The sequence below is a fragment of the Pseudomonas sp. SWRI99 genome (assembly GCF_014270125.1).
Taxonomy (GTDB): Bacteria; Pseudomonadota; Gammaproteobacteria; order Pseudomonadales; family Pseudomonadaceae; genus Aquipseudomonas; species Aquipseudomonas hamedanensis.
On the sequence record NZ_JABWQR010000013.1, the window covers coordinates 104,204 to 123,006 of the forward strand.

Consider the following 18,803-nt stretch of genomic DNA (forward strand, 5'->3'; position numbering starts at 1 on the left):
ACGGTTAATACGGCAGCCTGAAACGCTTGGTCAGGTCGCTGATACCTTCACGAATCGAGCGTTCAGTGCGGCCGTCAAGGGCACCGCTGCGTACGCCACCGAGCATGGCCAGAATCATGTCGCCGATCTCTCTGAATTCATCGACCCCCATGCCACGCGAAGTGCACGCCGCACTGCCGAGACGAATCCCGGACGTCACGGTGGGCTTGACCTCATCGCCGGGCACCACATTTTTGTTCACGGTAATACCGATTGCCTCCAGCGCTCGTTCGGCGACATTCCCTGCCAGGCCCCACGGCCGCAGGTCAATCACCCCCAAGTGACAGTCGGTCCCTCCCGACACGACCAACAACCCACCTTCAGCCAATCGGCCGCACAAGGCCTGGGCGTTGGCGACCACGGCATGGGCGTAAGCGCCGAACGCCGGTTGCAATGCCTCACCCAGCGCCACGGCCTTGGCTGCAACGATATGCATCAGTGCTGCGCCCTGCAGGCCGGGGTACACCGCTGCATTGATCTTCTGCGCAATGGCCTGCTCATTACACAGGATCATCCCGCCACGCGGGCCGCGCAATGTGGCATGGGTACTGAGGGTAGTGACATGGGCGAACGGCACAGGAGACGGATACGCACCACCCGCGACCAGCCCTGCAACGTGGGCAATGTCGGCCATCAGGTACGCACCCACCTCGTCGGCAATCGCACGAAACCTGGCGAAATCCAGCGCTCGTGAATACGCCGAGGCCCCTGCGATGATCAGGCGTGGACGTTCTTGTCGGGCGATCTGCTCGACCTGATCCATGTCGACCCTGTGGGTCACCGGGTGCACGCCATAGCTGAGGGCCTGAAACCAGCGCCCGGACAAGTTGAACGCAGCACCATGGGACAGGTGCCCACCGGACTTGAGGTCAAGGCCGAGGATCTTGTCCCCCGGCGCCAGCAGAGCCAGAAACACCGCCTGGTTGGCCTGGCTGCCCGAATGAGGCTGCAGGTTGGCATAGGCACAGCTGAACAGCTGCCTGGCCCGTTCGATGGCGAGCTCTTCAATTGCATCGACATTGCAGCAACTGGCGTAATAGCGACGCCCTGCGTAGCCCTCGGCATATTTGTTGGTCAGTACCGACCCTTGGGCCTCGAGCACCGCACGACTGACCACATTCTCAGCGGCGATCAGCTCGATTGACTGCACTTGGCGCTGGCGCTCGGCGTCAATGGCGCGCCACACCTGCCCGTCCACCTGGGGTAGCGCAACGCCACTGACCCCAGGCAGCGCGTGGCCCTCCTGATAAGCGAAATGCGGCATGGTCACTCCTTTGTAAACGCCCGATAACACGCCGCACTACCCTAGCCGCCCAAGGGCCGGCCAACCATACCAGTTCGCTCGGTTGTTGCAGACCACCGCACCCAAAGTCCTTGCCACGCGTCTAAGCGGGGGCAGGCGTGGTGAAATCGCCGCCATTAAAAGTGGTCTGGTGGCCGCATCGGTAATGGACTATCGCGCAAGACCGGCGCCTTATTAAGCTCTGCGCCGGATTTGCCATGCTCACTACACGGGTTTCGCCATGACGATTCGTATCGGGTTGCTGCCTCAGGTCGCCGCCGCACACTTTGTCAGTCATTTGCACATCATGGTGCTGGCGGCGCTATTCCCCCTGCTTCCGGCTTTTTTCAACGTGGAATATGTGGAGCTGGGCCTGGCGTTGAGTCTGTTCAATATCGTTACGGCGCTGGTGCAGGCACCCATGGGGTTTGCCGTGGACCGCTACGGTGCCAGGCGTTTGCTCTCGGTCGCGCTGGCACTGGGCAGCAGCAGTTTCCTGCTGATTGCACTCATGCCCGGCTACACCTGTTTGTTGATCGGCATGGTGCTGGCCGGTGTCGCCAACGCCATTTATCACCCGGCCGACTACGCCCTGCTGTCGCGCCACATTGACCCCGCCCACATCGGTAAGGCGTTCTCCGTGCATACCTTTGCCGGGTTCCTTGGCGCGGCCGTGGCCCCGGTGTTTTTGCTGAGTATCGCGATGGCGAGCAACCTGCCCATGGCCTTCGCGGCGGCGGCCCTGGTGGGCTTTTTCGTGCTGGCGCTATTGTTGCTCCCTGGCTCCGCACTGGCCCGAGTCACTCACGTGTATCCCGCCGCAGAGCCGACACCCATCGGCGCCAGTCGCCTGTCGCTGCTCTCGCCTATGGTGCTCAGCCTGACCCTGTTGTTCGTGCTGCTGAACCTGAGCACCGGCGCGATTGAGAAGTTCTCGGTGGCCGCCCTGATGCAAGGTCAGGGCGTGGCCTTGACTTGGGCCAACTCGGCGTTGACCGCCTTCCTCTTTGCCAGCGCTTTCGGCGTGCTGGCGGGGGGAGCCTTGGCCGACCGGACTCGCCGCCATGGCGTAGTCGCGGCCAGCGCGTTCGCCTTGGCCACCGTGCTGATGCTGCTGGTCGCCACGGCACGCTTGAGCGAGCCCGCACTGCTGATCGTGCTGGGGGCTGCGGGCTTTCTGACTGGAGTGATCGCCCCGTCCCGCGACATGCTGGTACGGGCGGCTGCCCCGAAGGGTGCTGAAGGCAAAACCTTCGGCATCGTCTCTACCGGCTTCAACATCGGTGGCGCCATCGGGCCAGTCGGGTTCGGCTGGCTGCTCGACCAAGGTCAGCCCAACGCCATTTTCTGGGCCAGCGCCGCCTTCATGAGCCTGACCGTTGTACTGACCCTGATACAGGAGCGGTCCATGGCAAGGGTCCGAAAAATGGCAGCACTCCAAGTGGCTTTCAAGTGACCTGAATCAATAGCCGCCACGTGTTTTTGCCGCAGACTTGAAGGGCGCCGTCCCGCATTTATTGCGCTGCACCCCTCGCTTGTGCGCACTCGTTATTTTTGCAAGGACTGCACGGTAAACCCCAACACCAATAGCCGATTCCCTTGGAGTTAAAACATGGAACGTTTGAATTGTGGTACCGATGACGTAGTAAAAAACATGCTGGCCAAACTCTCCACGCTCTGGAAAACCCGCGCGGCCGTCAACAACCCGCAACCGAACTACTGGGGCCTCGCCTTCGATGCCGACAAGCACGACTTCAGTCTGTCGCTGTTACCGTTTCGTCATCACCAGGCCTGGCTCGAAGCCCCTCAGGACGTGCAATCCAAATGTCTGTCCTATGCGTGGGGCATCTACAACCTAAAGACCATCTACATCGAATGCAATGTGGTCGTGCCGGCCTGCGAGGACATTATCAAGACCCCGCCGCCGAGCAACAACCGCGCCCTGCTGCAAGACGTGATGTCTCAGGCACTGCTCGACGAAGCCCTGCACACGCGCATGTCCATCATGGCCTGCAACTATATCTATGACATGCGCAAACTCCCCCCTCTGGACTTCAGCGCGTTCAACCTGGTGACCTGGCGCGAGGCCCTCTTGGCCAACTGCACTGCCGAATGGGAGCGACGCCTGACCCGCTTCGGCGTCGCGTGTGCCAGCGAAACGCTCATCACCGACTACCTCAAGACCATGGCCGAGGACGCCAGCATTCAGGCGGTGTGCCATGAGGTCACGCGCACCCATGCCATGGACGAGTGGAGCCATTCCAGCGTCTTCAGCTTCGTCGCTTCCGACATCGTCAATGACCTGAGCCGCAAGGAACGCGAGTACCTGCGCGCGATCATCCTGCGCACGGTGCAGATGTTCGCCAATAACGAAATGGGCGCATGGTCCAGCGTGTTTTCGATGCTGGATTTCCCCCACGCCGACGAGATCGTGCGTGACGTGGGCGACAACAACGAAATCAGCGTCTACACCGACTCGCTCGAAGCCCTGATAGACCGGATCGGCTTGACCGGCAACGGCCTCAGCAGTGCCGAGCATGCCATTGAAACCTTAGGCGAGAAGGCCCGCGCATGAACGGCATGGCATTCCTCACGGCCCTGTGCGAACACGTAAGCACTGAAACGGCCAACGTAAAAGTCTTCACCCTGCGCGCGGTGGACGCCCCCGTCGAATTTCTCGACAGCCTGGAGGCTGGCAGACACGTGGCCCTGCACGCCGCTGACATGGCGGGCACCTATCACCAACGGTTGTATTCGATCACGCGCAAGCATGGCGTCGACCGGTTCGACATTGCGATCAAGCGTGAAGGCCATGGCGGAGTTTCGGACCAGTTGCACACTACGCTGCAAGCCGGCTCAAGCATCGCGATGCAGTTTGTCGCAGGTGATATTTCGCTGGAGTCGGTTCTGGGTTGCCGCCAGGTCGGCATGCTCGCCGGCGGCATCGGCATCACCTTGCCGATTGCATTGTTGCGTGGCCTGGCCGAGCGTGCGCGACGCGGATTGGCGGTGCCCGATGTGAGCCTGCTGCTGTGTGTGCCGTCCATCGCCGAGATTGCGTTTCTACAGGAGTTGCTGGAGCTTGAGCTGACCACATCGTGGTTCTCCTTGCAGGTGTTCGTAACCCGCGAAGCGGTCAACAACAACGGACACTTCAGCGCCGGTCGTCCCCAGATCCAGGACCTGAGCCGGCTGGGTAATCCCGACCGCGTGGTGATCTGCGGCAGCCATGGCTTCGCCCAGGGCATGCGCGAACACACCCTTGCCATGTTCCCCGCGAGCCGCTTGCTCATCGAGTCATTCACACCACCGGCCGCGCCGGCCTGCGCCGCTCAGCCGCAGGCTCAAGCCGACGCGACGCTGCGCCTGCACTTGAACCACAACGATCAGGTGCTGGAGCCGCCCGCCGGCAAGAGTTTGCTGGAGATGCTTGAAACCAGCGGCATCGCGGTGCGCAGCCTTTGCCGCGCCGGCATCTGCGGTCACTGCCGGCTGAAGGTATCGGAGGGTCACTACACCCTTGAACCCGACTTTTGCCTGACCGACAAGGACAAGGACGACGGCTACGCCCTCGCCTGCTGCACCTTCCCGCAATCCGGGACGATCAAAGTCGACCTCTCCACCACGGTATGAACACTTACCGCCCTTACTTCAACAACTGGTTTTTTCCATGAAAACTGCCATTGCATTGCGCCACATTCACTTCGAAGACGTTGGCACCCTGGATGCCGTTCTCGCCGAAGCAGGCTATACGCTGATTTACCTGGACCCCACGGTCGACGCCATCTACAGCGAGCCGGTGCTGCAGGCCGACTTGTTGATCGTGCTCGGCGGCCCGATTGGAGCCTATGACGAGCAGTTGTATCCGTTTTTGCACGACGAGTTGAAACTGGTGCGCCAGCGCGTTGCGTCGGGAAATCCCCTGCTGGGCATCTGCCTCGGTGCGCAACTGATCGCCCGGGCCATGCAGGCCGACGTCTACCCGATGGGGGTCAAGGAGATCGGTTTTTCACCGCTGACCCTGACCGCGGCCGGTCAAGACTCGCCGCTCGCCGCACTGATGGACACCCCCGTGCTGCACTGGCACGGCGATCAGTTCGATGTGCCAGAAGGCGCTGTGCTGCTGGCCAGTACCCCGGTGGGTGCTCATCAGGCGTTCGCCGTGGGCAACACGATTCTCGGCCTGCAATTTCACCTCGAAGCCGATACCGCCAACATCGAGCAATGGCTGGTTGGCCATGCCAGCGAACTGGCACAAACCGGCATCGACCCTGTTGCGCTGCGCAGCGAGGCCATTCACCTCGGCGACCGCCTCACCCGCGCCGCGAGCCAAGTCATGCGGGCCTGGCTGAACAACCTGGGCACCCCGATAAAACACTGATAGCGGTCGGGCACCCGCCCAGCGCATTTGCACCGTGTAAAACCACCTGAAAAATATCAAGGATGAGGAATCAAAAATGATCGTCGTTTTGTTTGAGTTACAGGCACTGCCAGGCCAGGGCGAGACCTATGTTGACCTGGTCAACAAGCTGACCCCGCTGCTTGAACCCATGGACGGGTTTATCTCCGTCGAGTGCTTTCAAAGCACGCTCAACCCCAAGAAGGTGATGTCGGTCACTACCTGGCGCGATGAGGAGGCCGTGGTGCAATGGCGCAACGTGACAGCCCACCTGTCGGCACAGCGCGCCGGACGCGACAAAATCTTCGATGACTATCGCGTGCGTGTGACATCGGTGATTCGTGATTACGGTCTGCGTGATCGCGAACAGGCACCGTACAACGTAGTGGTCGACGGTGAACCCGGCGCGGCTGCCGCGGTGGTTTAACGGCGTATTCTCGTCACCTGCACAGGGGCGAGAAATTTATTGCCGACTGTGGTGAGCAGGGCTCACCGCAACCCGCTCTTCGACATCGATAATCCCGCAACGCCCATTCGTACATTCGGTAGAAGCCCTTAAATAGAAAAAGCCCCTGAAATCAGGGGCTTTGGCATTGCTCGAAAATCTATTCTTTAGCGGTGGATAACTTACTCCACCGTCACCGACTTCGCCAGGTTACGCGGCTGGTCAACATCCGTGCCCTTGAGCACCGCGACGTAGTACGACAGCAACTGCAGCGGAATCGTGTAGAGAATCGGCGAGAGGATGTCGTGGATGTGCGGCATCTGTACGACGTGGGTGCCTTCGCCGTTGGTCATCCCGGCTTTCTCGTCGGCGAACACCACCAGTTCGCCGCCACGGGCGCGGACTTCCTGCAGGTTGGACTTGAGCTTTTCCAGCAGCTCGTTGTTGGGCGCGACGGTGACCACCGGCATGTCGTTATCCACCAGCGCCAGCGGGCCGTGTTTCAGTTCGCCGGCCGGGTAGGCTTCGGCGTGGATATAGGAGATTTCCTTGAGTTTCAGGGCGCCTTCCATCGCCACCGGGAATTGCGCACCACGGCCAAGGAACAGGGTGTGGTTTTTTTCGGCAAACAGCTCGGCGATTTTCTCCACGGTGCTGTCCATCGCCAGCGCTTCGCCCAGACGGGTTGGCAGGCGGCGCAGTTCTTCGACCAGTGTGGCTTCGACGCCTTGGCCCAACGTACCGCGAACCTGACCCAGCGACAGGGTCAACAGCAGCAGGCCGACCAGTTGCGTGGTGAAGGCTTTGGTGGAGGCCACACCGATTTCGCGACCGGCCTGGGTCAGCAGCGTCAGGTCGGATTCGCGCACCAGCGAGCTGATGCCGACATTGCAGATGGCCAGGCTGGCGAGGAAGCCCAGCTCTTTGGCATTGCGCAGGGCCGCCAGGGTGTCGGCGGTTTCGCCGGACTGCGAGATGGTCACGAACAAGGTGTCCGGCTGCACCACGACTTTGCGGTAGCGGAACTCGCTGGCGACTTCGACCTGGCAGGGGATGCCGGCCAGTTCTTCAAGCCAGTAACGGGCAACCATGCCGGCATGGTAACTGGTGCCGCAGGCGACGATTTGCACGTTGCGGACCTTGGCGAACAGCTCGGGTGCCTGCGGTCCGAAGGCCTGTACCAGCACTTGGTGGTCGCTCAGACGACCTTCGAGCGTGCGTTGTACCACCGCCGGTTGTTCGTGGATTTCCTTGAGCATGTAGTGGCGGAATTCGCCTTTGTCGGCTGCTTCGGCACCATCGCTGTATTGCACAGTCTGACGCTCGACCGCTTTGCCGGTGACGTCCCAGATTTGCACGTTATCGCGACGGATTTCGGCGATATCGCCTTCTTCCAGGTACATGAAACGGTCGGTAACCTGACGCAGGGCCAGTTGGTCGGACGCGAGGAAGTTCTCACCCAGGCCGAGGCCGATCACCAGCGGGCTGCCACTGCGCGCGGCGACCAGACGATCCGGCTGCCTGGCATTGATCACCGCCAGACCGTACGCACCGTGCAATTGCTTGACCGTAGCCTTGAGCGCAACGGTCAGGTCAGGCTGGTCCTTGAGCTTGTGCGTCAGCAAGTGCGCGATCACCTCGGTGTCGGTGTCAGAGGTAAACACGTAACCCAGCGCCTTGAGCTGTTCACGCAGCGCTTCGTGGTTTTCAATGATGCCGTTGTGCACCACCGCGATATCGCCGGAGAAATGCGGGTGAGCGTTGCGCTCGCACGGGGCGCCGTGGGTGGCCCAACGGGTGTGGGCAATGCCAAGACGACCCACCAGCGGATGCTCGGCCAGCGCGGCGTCAAGTTCGCTGACTTTACCCGGGCGGCGCATGCGCTCAAGGGTTGCGTCGTTGGTAAAAACAGCTACACCGGCACTGTCATAGCCGCGGTATTCGAGGCGCTTGAGGCCTTCGAGAAGGATGGCAGTGATATTACGTTCGGCCACTGCGCCAACAATTCCACACATGTTTAATTCTCCTGACTGACAGCCGCGCAAATCACGTTGATACCGCGGGATTGGAGCTGATCGCGTGCAGCATCGGGCAGGCGATCATCGGTAATGAGGGTATGGACGCTGCTCCAGGGCAACTCCAGATTGGGAATCTTGCGACCGATCTTGTCGGCTTCGACCATGACAATGACTTCGCGCGCGACTTCGGCCATCACGCGGCTGAGACCCAGCAACTCATTGAAGGTGGTGGTGCCACGCACCAGGTCGATGCCATCGGCACCGATGAACAACTGGTCGAAGTCATACGAGCGTAGTACTTGCTCGGCGACCTGGCCCTGAAAGGACTCCGAATGTGGATCCCAGGTGCCGCCGGTCATCAACAGCACCGGCTCGTGCTCAAGTTCGCTCAGGGCGTTGGCGACGTGAAGGGAATTGGTCATCACCACCAGACCCGGCTGCTGGCCGAGTTCGGGAATCATCGCCGCGGTGGTGCTGCCGCTGTCGATGATGATGCGCGCGTGTTCACGGATGCGTTTGACCGCCGCACGAGCGATCGCCTGCTTGTAGCTGGAAACGCTCTGGGCAGGTTCCGCGACCAACTCTTGGGGCATGGTGATCGCCCCGCCGTAGCGACGCAGCAACAGGCCATGGGTTTCCAGAGCCGCCAAGTCCTTGCGAATCGTAACTTCGGAAGTTTCGAAGCGTCTGGCCAGCTCGTCGACACTGACCTCGCCCTGCTCGTTGAGCAAGGCGAGAATATTGTGACGGCGCTGGGGCGTATTGCGTTTCGACATGGCGGCTTAAGTTTCGATTCGAAAGATAACGAAAGCAATCAAAACCTATTAGAGGAAAATCGTCAAGTCGCTGATTGATTTTTTACAGACGCAATAAACGAATGTGGGAGCGGGCTTGCTCGCGAATGCGGAGTGTCAGGTGCACATTTCGGCACTGACACTCCGCATTCGCGAGCAAGCCCGCTCCCACATGTTTTCCGCTGTGGATAACTCAGTCTTTCTTGATCTTCTCCGGCCGCTTCCAGCCGTCAATGTTCTTTTGCCGTGCACGGCCAACGGCCAATTGCGCGTTATCCACATTCTGCGTAATGGTCGAACCGGCCGCGGTGGTTGCGCCGTTAGAGATATCCACAGGCGCGACCAGCGAATTGTTCGACCCGATGAACACGTCGGCACCCAATACGGTTTTCCACTTGTTGGCGCCGTCGTAGTTGCAAGTGATGGTGCCCGCCCCGATGTTGGTGCGCGCGCCGATTTCGGCATCGCCCAGGTAGGTCAGGTGCCCGGCCTTGGCGCCCTCACCCATATGAGCGTTTTTCAACTCGACAAAGTTACCCACATGCGCGCGCGCTTCGAGCACCGTGCCAGGACGCAGCCGCGCGAACGGACCGGCATCGCTGCCCTCGCCCAGCACAGCGCCTTCGATGTGGCTGTTGGCCTTGACCACTACGCCTTTACGCAGGGTGCTGTCCTTGATTACGCAATTCGGGCCGATGACGACGTCGTCTTCGATCACCACATGACCTTCGAGGATCACGTTGATATCGATCAGTACGTCGCGGCCCACAGTGACTTCACCGCGCACATCGAAGCGCGCCGGGTCACGCAGGGTCACGCCTTGCGCCATCAAACGGCGACCGGCACGCAACTGGTAATGACGCTCCAGCTCGGCCAGCTGTTTGCGATCGTTGGCACCCTGCACTTCCATCGGATCGTGCGGCTGTTCGGTGGCCACCACCAGACCGTCGCTGACCGCCATCTCGATCACGTCGGTCAGGTAATACTCGCCCTGGGCATTGTTGTTCGACAGGCGGCTCATCCAGTCGGCCAGGCGATTGGCCGGCACGGCGAGGATTCCGGTGTTGCCTTCAGTAATTGCCCGTTGTGCTTCGCTGGCATCTTTGTGTTCTACGATCGCCGCAACTTTGCCATCAGCGTCGCGCACGATGCGGCCATAACCGGTCGGATCGTCCAGCTCAACAGTGAGCAAACCCATCTGCCCGGGCACGACATGCTTGAGCAGGCGCTGCAGGGTCTCGACTTCGATCAAAGGCACGTCACCATAGAGGATCAATACCGTGTCGGCGCTGATGAATGGCACTGCTTGAGCCGTGGCGTGACCCGTACCCAGTTGCTGGTCCTGCAGAACGAAGTTCAGATCGTCGGCGGCCAGACGCTCGCGCACCGCATCGGCACCATGGCCAATGACCACATGAATGCGCTGCGGATCAAGTTGCCGCGCGCTGTGGATAACATGACCTAGCATGGAGTTGCCGGCAATCGGGTGCAATACCTTCGGCAGTGCCGAGCGCATACGAGTGCCTTGACCGGCCGCGAGGATAACGATTTCGAGAGACATGACTGGCTACCAATCCTGGGTGGTCAGCAACTGCGACCGGGGTTTGAAATTCGGAAAAGAAAAAAGGGTAGCCGAGGCTACCCTTTTTTATCAATCGCACAACAAGCGGCTGACGGATTAACCGCCAAACTTCTTGCGGATCTGCTGGACGGTGCGCAGCTGGGCTGCAGCCTCGGCCAGACGTGTGGCAGCGGCACCGTAGTCGAAGTCCGCGCCTTTTTCGTTCAGCGCATTCTCGGCAGCCTTGAGCGCTGCCTGAGCCTGAGCTTCATCCAGATCGGCGGCACGTTGCACAGTATCGGCAAGCACCTTGACCATGTTCGGCTGAACCTCGAGGAAACCACCGGAGATGTAGAACACCTCGGCTTCCCCGCCTTGCTTGATCAGGCGGATCGGACCCGGCTTGAGATTAGTGATCAGCGGCGCGTGACCCAGAGCGATACCAAGATCACCCAGTGCACCGTGCGCAATCACCATCTCGACCAGGCCGGAAAAGATTTCCCCTTCCGCGCTGACGATATCGCAATGGACTGTCATAGCCATCTGATTGCCTCAACCTAAATTAGCGCCCGTTGCCGGGCGCCGGGATTACAGTTTCTTGGCTTTCTCGATCGCTTCTTCGATGCCGCCAACCATGTAGAACGCTTGTTCTGGCAGGTGGTCGTAGTCACCGTTGAGGATGCCTTTGAAGCCAGCAATGGTGTCTTTCAGGGAAACGTATTTACCCGAGGCACCGGTGAAGACTTCAGCCACGAAGAACGGCTGCGACAAGAAGCGCTGGATCTTACGAGCACGGTTTACCAACTGTTTGTCGGCTTCCGACAGCTCGTCCATACCCAGGATCGCGATGATGTCTTTCAGCTCTTTGTAACGCTGCAGAACGTACTGGACGCCGCGAGCGGTGTCGTAGTGGTCCTGGCCGATCACGTTCGGGTCCAGCTGGCGCGAAGTCGAATCCAGTGGATCTACCGCCGGGTAGATACCCAGGGAAGCGATGTCACGGGACAGAACGACGGTGGCGTCCAAGTGGGCGAAGGTGGTCGCTGGCGACGGGTCGGTCAAGTCGTCCGCCGGTACGTATACCGCCTGGATCGAGGTGATCGAACCTTCCTTGGTCGAAGTGATACGTTCCTGCAGAACGCCCATCTCTTCAGCCAGGGTCGGCTGGTAACCTACTGCCGAAGGCATACGGCCCAGCAGTGCGGATACTTCGGTACCGGCCAGGGTGTAACGATAGATGTTGTCGACGAACAGCAGAACGTCGTTACCTTCGTCACGGAACTTCTCGGCCATGGTCAGGCCAGTCAGGGCTACGCGCAGACGGTTTCCCGGCGGCTCGTTCATCTGACCGTAAACCAGTGCCACTTTGTCCAGAACGTTGGAGTCCTTCATCTCGTGGTAGAAGTCGTTACCCTCACGAGTACGCTCACCCACACCGGCGAACACGGAATAACCGCTGTGCTCGATGGCGATGTTACGGATCAGTTCCATCATGTTTACGGTTTTGCCTACACCGGCACCACCGAACAGACCGACTTTACCGCCCTTGGCGAACGGGCAAACCAGGTCGATAACCTTGATGCCGGTTTCCAGCAGGTCGTTGCCGCCCGCTTGTTCAGCGAAGGATGGCGCAGGACGGTGAATGCCCCAACGCTCTTCGGTGTCGATCGGGCCAGCTTCGTCGATCGGGTTGCCGAGGACGTCCATGATCCGGCCCAGGGTCGCTTTACCGACCGGTACGGAGATGGCTGCGCCAGAGTCGGTGACTTCCAGACCGCGCTTCAAGCCTTCGGTGGAACCCATCGCAATGGTGCGAACCACGCCGTCGCCCAGCTGTTGCTGAACTTCCAGGGTGGTTTCAGCCGCGCTCACTACTTTCAGCGCGTTGTAGATGCTCGGTACGCTGTCGCGTGGAAATTCCACGTCGATAACGGCGCCGATGATTTGAACGATACGTCCGCTACTCATAGCTGGATCCTCTGAATATTTGAACCGTTAAACCGCGGCAGCGCCGCCGACGATTTCCGAGATCTCTTGGGTGATCGCAGCCTGACGCGCCTTGTTGTAGATCAGCTGCAAATCGCTGATCAAATCACCGGCGTTGTCGGTAGCGTTCTTCATCGCGATCATCCGCGCAGCCTGTTCAGCCGCGTTGTTCTCGACCACCGCCTGGTAGACCTGCGACTCGACGTAACGGACCATCAAGCCGTCAAGCAGCTCTTTGGCGTCCGGTTCGTAGAGATAGTCCCAGTGGTGCTTGAGATCCTGATCCGGGGTCGCCACCAGTGGAATCAACTGCTCCACGGTAGGCTGTTGCGTCATGGTGTTGATGAACTTGTTGGACACCACGGACAGGCGGTCAATACGGCCGTCCAGGTAGGCATCCAGCATCACCTTGACGCTGCCGATCAGATCATTGATCGACGGCTCTTCACCCAGGTGGCTGATAGCTGCAACGACGTTACCGCCGAAGTTGCGGAAAAAGGCCGCACCCTTGCTACCGACTACACACAGATCAATCTCGACGCCGTTTTCGCGGTTTACCGCCATGTCCTTGACCAGGGCCTTGAACAGGTTGGTGTTCAAGCCGCCGCACAAACCACGGTCACTGCTCACGACGACATAACCGACGCGCTTGATTTCGCGGTCGATCATGAACGGGTGGCGGTATTCCGGGTTGGCGTTGGCCAGATGCCCAATTACCTGGCGGATACGCTCCGCATAAGGACGGCTAGCAGCCATGCGCATTTGTGCCTTGCGCATTTTGCTGACCGCCACTTTTTCCATGGCGCTGGTAATCTTTTGCGTGCTTTTGATGCTCGCAATCTTACTGCGAATCTCTTTTGCGCCTGCCATGTAACACCTATCAGGTTAGCAAGCGGGAGCCTCGCGGCTCCCGCTGCGGCTTACCAGGTTTGGGTGGCCTTGAACTTCTCGATACCGGCTTTCATGCCAGCGTCGATTTCGTCATTGAAGTCACCTTTAACGTTGATCTTGGCCATCAAATCGGCGTGATCGCGGTTGAAGAAAGCAATCAGCGCTTGTTCGAAGCTGCCGATCTTGGCGATTTCAATGTCAGTCAGGAACCCACGCTCAGCGGCATACAGCGACAGCGCCATGTCAGCGATCGACATTGGTGCGTATTGCTTCTGCTTCATCAGCTCGGTAACGCGCTGACCATGCTCAAGTTGCTTACGGGTCGCTTCGTCCAGGTCAGAAGCGAACTGGGCGAATGCCGCCAGTTCACGGTACTGAGCCAGAGCGGTACGGATACCACCGGAGAGCTTCTTGATGATCTTGGTCTGAGCGGCACCACCCACACGGGATACCGAAACACCGGCGTTCACTGCAGGGCGGATGCCCGAGTTGAACATGGCCGATTCCAGGAAGATCTGACCGTCGGTGATGGAAATCACGTTGGTCGGAACGAACGCGGAAACGTCGCCAGCCTGGGTTTCGATGATCGGCAGTGCGGTCAGGGAACCGGTTTTGCCGGTCACTGCGCCGTTGGTGAACTTCTCTACGTATTCTTCCGAAACGCGGGATGCGCGCTCCAGCAGACGGGAGTGGAGATAGAACACGTCGCCTGGGTAAGCTTCACGGCCTGGTGGACGGCGCAGCAGCAGGGAAATCTGGCGGTAAGCCACTGCTTGCTTGGACAGATCGTCATAAACGATCAGCGCGTCTTCACCGCGGTCGCGGAAGAATTCACCCATGGTGCAACCGGAGTACGGTGCCAGGAATTGCAGCGCAGGAGATTCCGAAGCACTGGCAGCCACGATGATCGTGTTGGCCAGGGCGCCGTTTTCTTCCAGCTTGCGAACCACGTTGGCGATGGTCGATTGTTTCTGACCGATAGCTACGTAGACGCAGAAAATGCCGCTGTCTTTCTGGTTGATGATCGCGTCGATCGCCAGAGCGGTCTTACCGATCTGACGGTCACCGATGATCAGCTCACGCTGGCCACGGCCGACAGGGATCATGGCATCGACAGCCTTGTAGCCAGTCTGTACAGGCTGGTCTACCGACTTACGCCAGATCACGCCTGGAGCAACTTTCTCGACCGCGTCGGTCTCGGTGTTGCCCAGTGGACCTTTGCCGTCAACAGGGTTACCCAGTGCATCGACTACGCGGCCCAGCAATTCCTTACCAACAGGAACTTCAAGGATGCGGCCGGTGCACTTGGCGCTCATGCCTTCAGCCAGCGACTGGTAGGAGCCCAATACCACGGCACCTACGGAGTCCTGCTCCAGGTTGAGGGCCATACCGTAGACGCCGCCCGGAAACTCGATCATCTCGCCGTACATGACGTCGGCCAGACCGTGAATCCGCACGATGCCGTCAGATACGCTGACGACAGTGCCTTCGTTACGGGCTTGGGAGGTCACATCGAGCTTGTCGATGCGGCCCTTGATAATTTCACTTATTTCGGAAGGATTGAGTTGCTGCATTGCTCTGCTGCCCCTTCAAACTCAAGATTTCAATGCTTCGGCAAGTTTCGCGATTTTGCCGCGAATCGAGCCATCGATAACCAGGTCGCCGGCGCGGATAACGACACCACCTATAAGGGCAGCATCCTCCGCAACTTGCAGGCGCACTTCCCGGTTGAGTCGTGCACTGAGAACCTTGGCGAGTTTGTCTTGCTGTTCTTGGTTCAATGCGAAAGCACTGGTTACTTCAACGTCTACCGATTTCTCTTGTTCGGCCTTGTACAGGTCGAACAGAGCGGCGATCTCCGGCAGAAGCAGGAGACGGTCGTTTTCGGCAACGACGTTGATGAAATTGCGTGCCTTTTCATCAAACTTGTCGCCGCACACGTCAATGAACGTGGCGGCCTTTTCTGCGCTCGTCAGTCGCGGGGCCTTGAGCACGCGCTGCAGGGTGTCGTCTTGCGACACCGCCGCTGCCAGGCCGAGCATGGCTGACCAATTGGCCAGTTGCTGGTGGGCCTGAGCGTGCTCGAAGGCCGCCTTAGCGTAAGGTCGGGCCAACGTGGTCAGTTCTGCCATGATCGCCCTCGCTTAGATTTCAGCAGCCAGTTGGTTAACCAGCTCTGCGTGCGCGTTTTGATCGATTGTGGCACCCAGGATCTTCTCGGCGCCGCCAACAGCCAGCAAGCCCACTTGGGCACGCAGCTTGTCTTTGACGCTGTTCAGTTCCTGTTCGATCTCGGCTTGAGCCTGAACCTTCACACGGTCAGCGTCGATACGGGCTTTTTCAACAGCCTCTTCGACGATCTGGTTACCGCGTTTCTTGGCTTGCTCGATGATTTCAGCTGCCTGAGCTTTCGCTTCGCGCAGTTGCTGACCCGCTTTTTCTTGGGCCAACTCCAGGTCGCGAGCTGCACGGCTGGCAGCGTCCAGACCATCAGCGATCTTCTTTTGACGTTCGTGCAGAGCAGCGATGACCGGAGGCCATACATACTTCATGCAGAACAGTACAAAAATCAGGAACGCAACGGACTGGCCAATCAGGGTCGCATTAATGTTCACGCCAACACCTCGCAGTTACGTTGTCCATCACACCAAATTACCCGGAATATCCGAGTAATCAGCCAGCGATCTGACCAACGAACGGGTTCGCAAAGGTGAAGAACAGAGCGATACCAACACCGATCATGGTTACGGCGTCGAGCAGACCGGCAACGATGAACATTTTAACTTGCAGCATTGGCACCATTTCTGGCTGACGCGCGGCGCCTTCCAGGAACTTGCCGCCCAGCAGGCCGAAACCAATTGCGGTACCCAGTGCGCCCAGGCCGATCAACAGTGCAACAGCGATAGCGGTTAGACCAACTACAGTTTCCATCTTTCCTCCCGACTTTTACGTCGTATGGTTTAGGTTTTTTAGATTAAAGCGGTAAAACAAATCGTTTCAGATGCCCCGTCAGGAGCCCCTTCCCGTTTTACCGGGAAGGACATCAGACTAGTCGAGACTGGTCTTAATGGTTTTCTTCGTGCGCCATCGACAGGTAGACGATGGTCAGCATCATGAAGATGAACGCCTGCAGGGTGATGATCAGGATGTGGAACACAGCCCACGCCCACTGCAGAACAACGCCCAGGCCACTCAGCCAGAGCAGGCCGCTGCCGAACATCACAGCGATCAGAATGAACACCAGCTCGCCGGCATACATGTTGCCGAACAGACGCAGAGCCAGAGAGATCGGCTTGGCGATCAGGGTCACGAACTCCAGCAGGAAGTTCACCGGGATCAGCAGGGCCTGAACGAAAATGTTCTTGCTGCCGAACGGGTGCAGGGTCAGTTCGCCGATGAAGCCGCCGAAGCCCTTGACCTTGATGCTGTAGAAGATGATCAGTGCGAACACCGAGAAGGCCATGCCCAGGGTCGCGTTCGGGTCGGTCGTCGACACGGCGCGGAACGGGATGTGCGCATCACCGGAGATCAGGATGGCCAGCTGAGGAATCCAGTCGACCGGTACCAGGTCGACAGCGTTCATCAGGAACACCCAGACGAAGATGGTCAGTGCCAGCGGCGCAATCACCGGGCTACGGCCATGGAAGCTGTCTTTCACGCTGCCATCGACGAATTCGACCAATACTTCAACGAAGTTCTGCAAGGCACCCGGCTGACCCGAAGTCGCTTTCTTTGCCGCCATGCGGAAAAGAAGAACGAAGATCAGACCCAGCGCGACCGACCAGCCGAGAGTATCGACGTGGAAAGCCCAGAAGCCCATTTCCTTGGCTTCTGCTGCGGTGTGGGCAAAGCCCCAGCCGCCGTTGGGTAGCTGACCGAAAGTCAGGTTCTGCAAGTGGTGCTGGATATAGCCCGAAGCGGTTGTTTCTGCCATGGTTGCCTCAAACGCCCTAAGGTCTCGAAAGTCTTGTTCTCATCAGCAGGGGAGCGAACCAGCTGACCGACTGAGTCAGCACGAACACGCCGAATACTGCTATCGGCGCCAGTGGCTTCACACCTGCAAACACCAGTGCAAACAGCACTGCCGTCAAAATCAGTTTGCCTGCCTCGCCGGCATAAAAAGACCGGACGATGGACTGGGCTGCTCGGGCGCCGGAAAACCGAAATGCCTTGTGAGCGAAATAAACATTGGGCAGCAAGGCTATCAGGCCTCCGCAAAGTCCCGAGTATCCGGCAACGACTCCATGCCATTGCCAGAGCGCCAAAGCGGCAATGAGCAAAATGACAAATTGAGCCATCAGCACCGGAAAAACTGCCAGGCGATGGAAGGGCAGGCGGTTTGGCTTGCGGGTTTCCATCACGTTTGCTCTCCAATGGTCGGCTGCCAGAATTCAATAACTTGGCATAATTTGTGCCGACAAAATGCGCGCAGAGTATAGGGGCGGTTCTGCCCCTATTCAACTGTCAGGTAGTGATTTCCGACTGCGCGCTACATGAGGAATTGTTTCAGCGAATGTGTGCGAGCACGCCTTGCAGCTCATCGAGCGAGTTATAACCAATCACCAGTTGCCCTTTGCCCTTCTTGCCATGGCGAATCTGCACCGCAGAGCCTAGGCGCTCGGCCAGGCGCTGCTCGAGGCGAGCGATGTCCGGGTCGGGTTTGCTTGCTTCAACAGGCTCCGGTTTGCCACTCAACCACTGACGAACCAGTGCCTCGGTTTGGCGCACGGTCAGTCCTCGTGCGACAACATGTCGCGCCCCTTCAACCTGCTGATTGTCCGGCAGACCGAGCAAAGCACGGGCATGGCCCATTTCCAGGTCGCCGTGGGACAGCATGGTCTTGATGACTTCCGGCAGTGCAATAAGCCGCAACAGGTTAGCCACAGTCACCCGCGACTTACCCACAGCGTCAGCCACTTGTTGCTGGGTCAGCTGGAACTCCTGCTGCAAGCGCTGCAGGGCAACCGCTTCTTCGATCGGATTGAGGTCTTCGCGCTGGATGTTCTCGATCAGCGCGATGGCAATAGCGGTCTCGTCCGGTACATCGCGAACCATGGCCGGGATCGTTTCCTGCCCGGCCTGCTGGCTGGCTCGCCAGCGTCGCTCACCGGCGATGATCTCAAACCGTCCGCCGCCAATCGGGCGCACCACTATGGGCTGCATGACGCCTTGGGCCTTGATCGACGACGCCAGCTCTTCCAGCGCCTGCGGGTCCATGTCGCGGCGTGGCTGATATTTGCCACGCTGCAGCAGATCCAGCGGCAGGTGTTGCAGTTCGCGGGTGTCGGCCTGCGCAGCTTGTTCTTCCAGCGCGCTGACCGTCGGACCACTCAGCAGTGCATCCAGTCCACGTCCGAGACCTCGTTTCTTGACGGCCATGGGGATTCC

The 18,803-nt window shown here is 59.2% G+C and carries 19 protein-coding genes; 5 read left to right on the forward strand and 14 right to left on the reverse strand.

Annotated features, from left to right (window positions below):
- Positions 1–4: 4 nt before the first annotated feature.
- Positions 5–1,303, reverse strand: a complete 1,299-nt coding sequence (locus tag HU743_RS12915) for a serine hydroxymethyltransferase (protein ID WP_186546209.1) — start codon at positions 1,301–1,303, stop codon at positions 5–7.
- Positions 1,304–1,562: 259 nt separating this feature from the next.
- Between HU743_RS12915 and HU743_RS12920 the strand changes: the two genes are divergently transcribed.
- The 5 genes from HU743_RS12920 (at position 1,563) to HU743_RS12940 (ending at position 6,147) form a co-directional block, all read left to right on the forward strand.
- Positions 1,563–2,777 (forward strand): MFS transporter, encoded by a 1,215-nt coding sequence (locus HU743_RS12920; RefSeq protein WP_186546210.1) that lies wholly within the window; start codon positions 1,563–1,565, stop codon positions 2,775–2,777.
- 156 nt (positions 2,778–2,933) lie between these two features.
- Positions 2,934–3,896 (forward strand): diiron oxygenase, encoded by a 963-nt coding sequence (locus HU743_RS12925; RefSeq protein WP_186649016.1) that lies wholly within the window; start codon positions 2,934–2,936, stop codon positions 3,894–3,896.
- The gene (locus HU743_RS12930; RefSeq protein ID WP_186618836.1) at positions 3,893–4,954 is read left to right on the forward strand and encodes a 2Fe-2S iron-sulfur cluster-binding protein; all 1,062 of its coding nucleotides are present in this window, start codon (positions 3,893–3,895) and stop codon (positions 4,952–4,954) included. The genes HU743_RS12925 and HU743_RS12930 overlap by 4 nt, the downstream gene beginning before the upstream one ends.
- Before the next feature lie 37 nt (positions 4,955–4,991).
- The gene (locus HU743_RS12935; RefSeq protein ID WP_186546213.1) at positions 4,992–5,702 is read left to right on the forward strand and encodes a glutamine amidotransferase; all 711 of its coding nucleotides are present in this window, start codon (positions 4,992–4,994) and stop codon (positions 5,700–5,702) included.
- Positions 5,703–5,778: 76 nt separating this feature from the next.
- Positions 5,779–6,147, forward strand: a complete 369-nt coding sequence (locus HU743_RS12940) for an antibiotic biosynthesis monooxygenase (protein ID WP_186546214.1) — start codon at positions 5,779–5,781, stop codon at positions 6,145–6,147.
- 200 nt (positions 6,148–6,347) lie between these two features.
- On the opposite strand, the gene glmS is transcribed toward HU743_RS12940, so the two are convergent.
- The 13 genes from glmS to HU743_RS13005 all read right to left on the reverse strand — a co-directional run bounded on the left by glmS (position 6,348) and on the right by HU743_RS13005 (position 18,794).
- Positions 6,348–8,180 carry a glutamine--fructose-6-phosphate transaminase (isomerizing) gene (gene glmS / locus HU743_RS12945; RefSeq protein ID WP_186649017.1) on the reverse strand — a complete coding sequence of 611 codons (1,833 nt, stop codon included), beginning with the start codon at positions 8,178–8,180 and terminating at the stop codon, positions 6,348–6,350.
- Positions 8,181–8,182: 2 nt separating this feature from the next.
- Positions 8,183–8,959, reverse strand: coding sequence for a DeoR family transcriptional regulator (locus tag HU743_RS12950; protein WP_186618839.1), 777 nt, complete (start codon positions 8,957–8,959; stop codon positions 8,183–8,185).
- Between the two features lie 211 nt (positions 8,960–9,170).
- Complete coding sequence (gene glmU, locus HU743_RS12955; RefSeq protein WP_186649018.1) at positions 9,171–10,538, reverse strand: bifunctional UDP-N-acetylglucosamine diphosphorylase/glucosamine-1-phosphate N-acetyltransferase GlmU; 1,368 nt, start codon at positions 10,536–10,538, stop codon at positions 9,171–9,173.
- Between the two features lie 117 nt (positions 10,539–10,655).
- Positions 10,656–11,081: a F0F1 ATP synthase subunit epsilon gene (locus tag HU743_RS12960; RefSeq protein WP_016772407.1), complete on the reverse strand. Its 426-nt coding sequence runs from the start codon at positions 11,079–11,081 to the stop codon at positions 10,656–10,658.
- Between the two features lie 45 nt (positions 11,082–11,126).
- Positions 11,127–12,506: a F0F1 ATP synthase subunit beta gene (gene atpD / locus HU743_RS12965; protein ID WP_007911961.1), complete on the reverse strand. Its 1,380-nt coding sequence runs from the start codon at positions 12,504–12,506 to the stop codon at positions 11,127–11,129.
- A gap of 27 nt (positions 12,507–12,533) precedes the next feature.
- Complete coding sequence (gene atpG / locus HU743_RS12970; protein ID WP_007911960.1) at positions 12,534–13,394, reverse strand: F0F1 ATP synthase subunit gamma; 861 nt, start codon at positions 13,392–13,394, stop codon at positions 12,534–12,536.
- A 50-nt stretch (positions 13,395–13,444) separates the two neighbouring features.
- Positions 13,445–14,989, reverse strand: a complete 1,545-nt coding sequence (gene atpA, locus HU743_RS12975) for a F0F1 ATP synthase subunit alpha (protein ID WP_103302851.1) — start codon at positions 14,987–14,989, stop codon at positions 13,445–13,447.
- A 21-nt stretch (positions 14,990–15,010) separates the two neighbouring features.
- On the reverse strand, positions 15,011–15,547 hold the full coding sequence (locus HU743_RS12980) for a F0F1 ATP synthase subunit delta (RefSeq protein ID WP_016772404.1): 537 nt from the start codon (positions 15,545–15,547) through the stop codon (positions 15,011–15,013).
- A 12-nt stretch (positions 15,548–15,559) separates the two neighbouring features.
- On the reverse strand, positions 15,560–16,030 hold the full coding sequence (locus HU743_RS12985; RefSeq protein ID WP_016772403.1) for a F0F1 ATP synthase subunit B: 471 nt from the start codon (positions 16,028–16,030) through the stop codon (positions 15,560–15,562).
- A gap of 58 nt (positions 16,031–16,088) precedes the next feature.
- On the reverse strand, positions 16,089–16,346 hold the full coding sequence (gene atpE / locus HU743_RS12990; RefSeq protein WP_003097235.1) for a F0F1 ATP synthase subunit C: 258 nt from the start codon (positions 16,344–16,346) through the stop codon (positions 16,089–16,091).
- Positions 16,347–16,479: 133 nt separating this feature from the next.
- On the reverse strand, positions 16,480–17,349 hold the full coding sequence (atpB, locus tag HU743_RS12995; protein ID WP_186649019.1) for a F0F1 ATP synthase subunit A: 870 nt from the start codon (positions 17,347–17,349) through the stop codon (positions 16,480–16,482).
- A gap of 16 nt (positions 17,350–17,365) precedes the next feature.
- Positions 17,366–17,773 (reverse strand): F0F1 ATP synthase subunit I, encoded by a 408-nt coding sequence (locus tag HU743_RS13000; protein ID WP_008084411.1) that lies wholly within the window; start codon positions 17,771–17,773, stop codon positions 17,366–17,368.
- 148 nt (positions 17,774–17,921) lie between these two features.
- Positions 17,922–18,794: a ParB/RepB/Spo0J family partition protein gene (locus HU743_RS13005; RefSeq protein ID WP_186546218.1), complete on the reverse strand. Its 873-nt coding sequence runs from the start codon at positions 18,792–18,794 to the stop codon at positions 17,922–17,924.
- Between the last annotated feature and the right edge of the window lie 9 nt (positions 18,795–18,803).

What these genes read in the sequence shown, in the direction of transcription:
- HU743_RS12915 (WP_186546209.1), bottom strand. Translation starts at nt 1,303, where the DNA reads ATGCCGCATTTCGCTTATCAGGAGGGCCACGCGCTGCCTGGGGTCAGT.
- HU743_RS12920 (WP_186546210.1), top strand. Translation starts at nt 1,563, where the DNA reads ATGACGATTCGTATCGGGTTGCTGCCTCAGGTCGCCGCCGCACACTTT.
- HU743_RS12925 (WP_186649016.1), top strand. Translation starts at nt 2,934, where the DNA reads ATGGAACGTTTGAATTGTGGTACCGATGACGTAGTAAAAAACATGCTG.
- HU743_RS12930 (WP_186618836.1), top strand. Translation starts at nt 3,893, where the DNA reads ATGAACGGCATGGCATTCCTCACGGCCCTGTGCGAACACGTAAGCACT.
- HU743_RS12935 (WP_186546213.1), top strand. Translation starts at nt 4,992, where the DNA reads ATGAAAACTGCCATTGCATTGCGCCACATTCACTTCGAAGACGTTGGC.
- HU743_RS12940 (WP_186546214.1), top strand. Translation starts at nt 5,779, where the DNA reads ATGATCGTCGTTTTGTTTGAGTTACAGGCACTGCCAGGCCAGGGCGAG.
- glmS (WP_186649017.1), bottom strand. Translation starts at nt 8,180, where the DNA reads ATGTGTGGAATTGTTGGCGCAGTGGCCGAACGTAATATCACTGCCATC.
- HU743_RS12950 (WP_186618839.1), bottom strand. Translation starts at nt 8,959, where the DNA reads ATGTCGAAACGCAATACGCCCCAGCGCCGTCACAATATTCTCGCCTTG.
- glmU (WP_186649018.1), bottom strand. Translation starts at nt 10,538, where the DNA reads ATGTCTCTCGAAATCGTTATCCTCGCGGCCGGTCAAGGCACTCGTATG.
- HU743_RS12960 (WP_016772407.1), bottom strand. Translation starts at nt 11,081, where the DNA reads ATGGCTATGACAGTCCATTGCGATATCGTCAGCGCGGAAGGGGAAATC.
- atpD (WP_007911961.1), bottom strand. Translation starts at nt 12,506, where the DNA reads ATGAGTAGCGGACGTATCGTTCAAATCATCGGCGCCGTTATCGACGTG.
- atpG (WP_007911960.1), bottom strand. Translation starts at nt 13,394, where the DNA reads ATGGCAGGCGCAAAAGAGATTCGCAGTAAGATTGCGAGCATCAAAAGC.
- atpA (WP_103302851.1), bottom strand. Translation starts at nt 14,989, where the DNA reads ATGCAGCAACTCAATCCTTCCGAAATAAGTGAAATTATCAAGGGCCGC.
- HU743_RS12980 (WP_016772404.1), bottom strand. Translation starts at nt 15,547, where the DNA reads ATGGCAGAACTGACCACGTTGGCCCGACCTTACGCTAAGGCGGCCTTC.
- atpE (WP_003097235.1), bottom strand. Translation starts at nt 16,346, where the DNA reads ATGGAAACTGTAGTTGGTCTAACCGCTATCGCTGTTGCACTGTTGATC.
- atpB (WP_186649019.1), bottom strand. Translation starts at nt 17,349, where the DNA reads ATGGCAGAAACAACCGCTTCGGGCTATATCCAGCACCACTTGCAGAAC.
- HU743_RS13000 (WP_008084411.1), bottom strand. Translation starts at nt 17,773, where the DNA reads ATGGAAACCCGCAAGCCAAACCGCCTGCCCTTCCATCGCCTGGCAGTT.
- HU743_RS13005 (WP_186546218.1), bottom strand. Translation starts at nt 18,794, where the DNA reads ATGGCCGTCAAGAAACGAGGTCTCGGACGTGGACTGGATGCACTGCTG.